General features: G+C 62.4%; 4 protein-coding genes and 1 tRNA gene. 3 read left to right on the forward strand and 2 right to left on the reverse strand.

Translation table 11 applies throughout. The annotated features are described in order from the left end of the window. Window positions 1-277: 277 nt before the first annotated feature. The 3 genes from DCO47_RS25190 to ggt all read left to right on the forward strand — a co-directional run bounded on the left by DCO47_RS25190 (window position 278) and on the right by ggt (window position 4,658). On the forward strand, window positions 278-2,335 hold the full coding sequence (locus DCO47_RS25190; protein ID WP_116659167.1) for a methyl-accepting chemotaxis protein: 2,058 nt from the start codon (window positions 278-280) through the stop codon (window positions 2,333-2,335). A 115-nt stretch (window positions 2,336-2,450) separates the two neighbouring features. Beyond that, window positions 2,451-2,527 (forward strand) — tRNA-Met (locus DCO47_RS25195). Between the two features lie 298 nt (window positions 2,528-2,825). Further along, window positions 2,826-4,658, forward strand: coding sequence for a gamma-glutamyltransferase (gene ggt, locus DCO47_RS25200; protein ID WP_116659168.1), 1,833 nt, complete (start codon window positions 2,826-2,828; stop codon window positions 4,656-4,658). 71 nt (window positions 4,659-4,729) lie between these two features. Here the strand turns inward: ggt and DCO47_RS25205 are convergent, their stop codons facing one another. Together DCO47_RS25205 and DCO47_RS25210 are read right to left on the reverse strand one after the other, a co-directional pair. After that, entirely contained in the window at window positions 4,730-5,362 is a 633-nt protein-coding gene (locus DCO47_RS25205; RefSeq protein WP_116659169.1) for a LysE family translocator, read from the reverse strand. Between the two features lie 73 nt (window positions 5,363-5,435). Further along, window positions 5,436-6,035 carry a flavin reductase family protein gene (locus DCO47_RS25210; protein WP_042609691.1) on the reverse strand — a complete coding sequence of 200 codons (600 nt, stop codon included), beginning with the start codon at window positions 6,033-6,035 and terminating at the stop codon, window positions 5,436-5,438. Between the last annotated feature and the right edge of the window lie 121 nt (window positions 6,036-6,156).

Here is a 6,156-nt window from a genome sequence, read left to right on the forward strand (position 1 = left end):
ACAACCAAAGGCAAAAGATCGCAGCCTTCGGCAGCTCCTGCAGGGGGCCGTTCATGGAGAAAGTGATAGCGCAACGCCATGGTCTGAATCTTGCCTTGCTTCTGCCCTTGAACACGATCGCCTTACAAAGGCGCTCGACAATGGGAAGTTTCGCTACAGAGCCGGCCTACAGAGCGGGCGAGGGTGAACTTTCGAGGCCTTTTAGAGGGCACGGGTCGCGGCGCAAAAGCTCGCGATGCACGCCAATGGTGCGTGGTGTCCAGAGGAGTCATGAGGCATGCAGGCTTTCCTTTCACCGGGGATCAAATTGCTGGGGCGGTTTGGCTTCGCTGGTAAATTCCAGTTGTTGTTTCTGCTGTTCATTCTGCCGTTGGCCGGCAGCCTGTTGATGATCGGCCATGATTATCGCGAGAAGCTCAACCTGATCGCCGGCGAGCGTACCGGCGTGGGTCAATTGCTTGCGCTGGATGCGCTGGACAACCTGCTCGCCGCTCAACGTGACCGCGCCGCCCGCTGGCGCGCCACCGAGACCAACCGTCAGCCGACACCGGCCACCCTCGCCGCAATGGCAGCATTCGACGGCGTGCAACCGGCGGTACTGCAAGCCACCACGGAGCTGGGCAATGCGCTGAATCAGCAAGGCGCCGAGGGTCAAATTCTCGCTCGCTACCAAGCATTGCAAACCGCGCTCAATGGCCTGGACTCGAAAAGCCTCAGCAGCGTCGGTTGGTGGCCGGACGGTTACGACCGTTTCACCAATGCCCTGGGCGCGCTGCAAGCGTTGCGCGAGCAGATCGTCATGGACAATCGCCTGACCCTCGCGCCGTGGCTGGAAACCTACCTGCTGACGCAGATTTCCACGCAGCACGCGCCGGACCTGATCGAGCGGGTCGGGCGTCTCGCGGCGGTCGGTCAGGCCTCAGTCGTCTCCGGCCAGTTCACCCTGCAGAGCCGCTTGCAGTTGCGCGACCTGCGCAGCCGCATCGGCGACGCCCGCGAGCAACTGGTGAAAACCGCCGGCCTGCTGGAGGCGCGTCTGCCGGTCGAGCTGCAAGCCTGGGCTGACCAGTATCACGACAGCCTGAAACACCTCGACGGCGGCCTGAAAGTCCTCGACGACGGCGTTTTCGGCGGCAGCATCAACCTCAAGCCGGAAGACTTCGAACGCAGCCTCGACGCGTTGCTCAGCGACCTCGCCTCGCTGCGCCAGCAGTCGCTGGTGGCGCTGGATCAACGGCTCGATGCCTATTACAGCTCGGCGATCCGCCAGTTCATGGTTGTCGCGGCAATTTTCGGATGCCTGCTGTTGGCGGCGCTGTACCTGTTCGTCTGCCTGCAAGCCTCGATCCGCCGCAGCGCCAGCGGCATCACCCTGCTCGCCGAAGCTTTGCGCGACGGCAACCTGAGCCTGCAAGTGCCGGTGGTGGGCCGCGATGAGCTGGCGGCGATCAGCACCGCGCTCAACGTCGCCGTGGTGCAACTGCGCAGCAGCATGCTCGGCGTCGACCACGAGACCTCGCAGCTGAGCAACGCGGTGCGTAGCCTCAACCAACACTCCAGCGGCGCCCTAGGTGAAGTCGAGGCGCAGCAGTTGCAGATCAGCCAGATCGCCGCTGCCGCCACGCAATTGGCCGCCACCTCGCAAGGCGTCGCGCAGAGTTGCGAACAGGCCTCCGGCAGCGCCCAGCACACCCGGCGCATCGCCGCCGACAGCAGCCGCGACAGCCAGCGCACCACGGCAAGCATTCAGCAACTCAATCAGCGGCTGAACGACACCGCCGCCGCGCTCGGCCGGGTCAGCGAGCAAGGCCAACAGATTCAACTGGTGGTCGACACCATCCGTGGCGTCGCCGAGCAGACCAACCTGCTCGCACTCAATGCCGCCATCGAAGCCGCCCGCGCCGGGGAACAGGGTCGCGGTTTTGCCGTGGTCGCTGACGAGGTGCGCAGCCTCTCGCAACGCACGCAATCGTCCACCGCGCAAATCGCCGGCACCGTCGACAGCCTGCGCGCCACGGTCAACGAGGCCGTGAGCCTGATGGAGGCCGCCTGCGGCCAGGCCCAGTCGGATGCCGAAGCGGTCACCGGACTCGGCGAACGCCTGGGCGAAATCGCCAGCGCCGTACAAAGCGTCACCGACACCCTGGCGCAGATCGCCACGGCGGTTGAAGAACAGGCCACCACCGCCGATGAAGTCAGCTGCAATATCCAACAGGTCGATCAGGCGGCGGTGCGTTTGCTTGAAGGCGCACGCGCGGTGAACCTCGCGGCGGATACCTTGAGCCAGGGCAGCGATGCCCTGAACGCCAATACCGCCAGATTCCAGCTACGCTGACGCCCTCCCCGCCCCCGATTTTCGGGGTCCGAGGATAAGCGGTTGAAAACAGGAAGAAATATTTTCGATTTACGCTTGACGCTTTGCCAATTCAGGGGAATAATGCGCGCCACTTGGCTACATAGCTCAGTTGGTTAGAGCATAGCATTCATAATGCTGGGGTCCGGGGTTCAAGTCCCTGTGTAGCCACCAAGTACTAAAAACGGTTTACCGAAAGGTAGGCCGTTTTTTTATGCCTTGAGAAAAGTTGCGCTTTGCTTCACTTGTAAACTACCGCTTACCTCAGCGGATCAATGGCGCGCATCCCAACAGAAAAACTCCGCGGGGATCGCTTTCGCGAGCAGGCTCGCTCCCACAAGGGCATCGTTTTCGGCCAATCGATTGGCGCCGCCGCTGAGCGGGGGGGGCAGTAATCCCCACCCGGTTTGCACACCGCCGGCCCGCTAGATAAAGTCCCCTAGACTTTTACCCCCACGGACGGAGAGCCCGCGTGTTTCCAGCCCAGCCCTTGAGCCGCTTTCGCCTGCCAGCCCTGACACTGCTTGTCAGCGCCCTGACCCTCACCGCATGCAACGCCCCGCCCTCTTCTTCCTTGCCGCTGGCACCGGAAGCCGCTTCCGGTTACCGCACTGATCTGCAAACCCATCACGCCGATAAACACATGGCCGCTGCTGCCAATCCGCTGGCGGCCGAAGCCGGGCGGGAAATGTTGCGTCAGGGTGGTTCGGCGATTGATGCGGCGATTGCGATGCAGGCGGTGTTGACGCTGGTTGAGCCGCAGTCTTCCGGGATCGGTGGCGGGGCGATGATTGTGTTGTGGGATGGCAAGCAGGTGCGCACCTATGACGGCCGCGAAACGGCGCCTGCCGGGGCGACCGAGAAGCTGTTCCTGAAGGCTGATGGTAAACCGATGGCCTTCACGCAAGCGCAGATCGGCGGGCGATCGGTCGGTACGCCGGGGGTGTTGCGCGCGCTGGAGCTGGCGCATCGACAACATGGTCGCCTGCCCTGGGCGAATCTGTTTGAGCCGGCGATCGAACTGGCCGAGCAAGGCTTTGCGATTTCCCCGCGCCTGCATTCGCTGCTGACCGCCGACCCACTAATACGCCAGTCGCCAGATATGGCCGCGTACTTTCTCAATGACGATGACAGCGTCAAAGCTGTCGGCACGCGCCTGCAGAACCCGAAGTTGGCCGCCGTGCTCAAACGCATCGCCAATGAAGGTGCCGATGCGCTGTACAAAGGTCCGATCGCAGAAGAGATCGTCGCCAAGGTTCAACAGCACGCCAACCCAGGCAGCCTGTCGCTCAGCGATTTGCAGCGCTATCAGGCCAAGGAACGCGCGCCGCTGTGTACTGATTACAAACGCTGGCAGGTCTGCGGCATGCCGCCGCCGTCGTCGGGAGGGATCGCCGTGGCGCAGATTCTCGGCACGTTGCAGGCGCTGGAAACTCGCGACCCACGCCTGTCACTTACCCCGCTCAAACCAGTCCAAACCAATAAGCCGGCCGGCATCGAACCGAATCCGCAAGCGGTGCATCTGATTGCCGAGGCCGAACGCCTGGCCTATGCCGACCGCGCGCAATACGTCGCCGACACCGACTTCGTCCCGGTGCCGGTAAAAGGGTTGCTCGATCCGGCCTATCTGGCCAGCCGCGCCAGTCTGATCGGCGAACGCAGCATGGGCAGCGCCAGACCGGGTACACCGCCGGGCGTGCAGGTGGCCTACGCACCGGATCGCTCGCCGCTGCGCATCTCGACCTCGCAAGTGGTGGCGGTGGATGACCTCGGCGGCGCCGTGTCGATGACCACCACCATCGAAGCCGCGTTCGGCTCGCACCTGATGGTTCAGGGTTTTCTGCTGAACAACCAGATGACCGACTTCTCGTTCATCCCCGAAGAGAACGGGCAGAAAGTCGCCAACCGCGTCGAACCGGGCAAACGCCCACGCTCGTCGATGGCGCCGACGCTGATCTTTGATCGCAACACTGGCGAATTTGTCGCCACGGTCGGCTCCCCCGGCGGCTCGCAAATCATCGAATACGTTGCGAAAACCACTATCGGCCTGCTCGACTGGAACCTCGACGCGCAAAGTGCGATCAACCTGCCCAACTTCGGCAGCCGCAACGGCCCGACCGAACTGGAACAGGGACAGTTCAGCCAGGCGCTGATTCAGGCACTCAAGGACAAGGGCCACACGATCAGCGAAATCGACATGACCAGCGGCACCCAAGCGATCGTGCGGGTGAAGGACGCGCAAGGCAAAGCGACGTTGACGGGGGGAGCCGATCCTCGGCGTGAGGGAGAAGCGTTGGGGGATTGAGTATTACGAAGTGGGGAGAAAAGGCTTACCGGGAGGTAAGTTTTTTCTCCTCACGGCTACTGTCTTATCGATCAGCGATTCGCCACTAAATGCACCCCAAACAGCAAATAGCACCCACCTGCCAACCGATCCAGCCACTGGCGCGACCGTTCGTAGAAGCCAGCAACCCGGCTGCTGGCGAAGAACAGGGCGACGCTGCAATACCAGCTGAACGACAGCGTGGCCATGGTCAGCACGGCCAGCGTCAGCAGAAGCGGTGGTACGTGGGCCGGCATGGCGGTGGCGAAGATGGTGGCGACGAACAGTGCCGATTTCGGGTTGGTCATGTTGCCGAGGAAACCGCGAGCGTAGACGCCGAAATAAGTCTGCCGGGGCGCAGCCGGCCTACCCGGGGCAATCGCAGCTTTGCGCCTGAATTGCTTCAGCCCCAGATAAATCAGGTAGCAACCGCCGGCAATCTTGAAGCCCAGATAGAGGGTCGGCGCGGCGCCGAACAGCGTCTTGATTCCCAAGCCGCCGGCAAGGCCCCACAACACCGTGCCGGTGGCCACGCCCAGCGCAGCCACCACGCCATGTCGGCGCGAGTGACTGGCCGCGAGTTGCGCGATGTTGAAGAAATTCGGCCCGGGCGTGACCACCGCCACTGTCCACAACAGCGTAAGCGACAGCAAAGGGGCCAGATAACCGGCAACAGAAACGTCCATGAGCGTTGCGCCTGTCAGGTGAAATGAGACGTCTACCTTGCTACATCCGCTGACGGTTTTCCATCAACACCGGTTAAACCGCAAGCGTCTTGCCGTCCACTCCATCCCCAATCTTCAGGAAATGCCCGCCCGCCACATGGTGCAGCGTGCGCAATCCATCCTGCCCCTCGAAATGCCAGCGGCCATCGCTGAACACACGCTCGTCGGCCTGGGCGGCGATGACTTCGGCGAGGAACAGGTCGTATTGCTCGTGATTGCGCGGTTCAGGCAGCAGGCGGCATTCGAGCCAGGCGACACAGCCTTCCAGCAACGGCGCTTCAATGTGTTCGCCTGCGAAGGTGTGCAGGCCATACGCCTGAAATTTGTCTCGTCCTTGGTCTCGGTTGATTTCCAGGCCGGACGTGTTGCCGACGGTTTGCACGATATCGGCCTGATTGACGCACGGCACGTTCAGCACAAAGGTGCCGGAGGCTTCGAGCAATTGGCGGGTCCAGGTGGATTTGTCGAGGACGACGGCGACTTTCGGCGGTTCGAAATCCAGCGGCATGGCCCAGGCGGCGGCCATGATATTGCGTTGCCCGTCGTGAGCGGCACTGACGAGAACGGTCGGCCCGTGATTGAGCAGGCGATAGGCTTTGTTCAGGGGTACCGGACGGCGGTGGGAGTCGCTCATGGGATCTGCTCCGGGGGAAAAGGAGCCGATTGTAGCGTTGTCACTGGAGAATCACAGAACCTGTAGGAGTGAGCCTGCTCGCGATAGCGGTCTGCCAGTCAACATCAAAGTTGAATGTCAG

The organism is Pseudomonas sp. NDM, assembly GCF_003105095.1.
Lineage (GTDB): Bacteria > Pseudomonadota > Gammaproteobacteria > Pseudomonadales > Pseudomonadaceae > Aquipseudomonas > Aquipseudomonas moraviensis_A.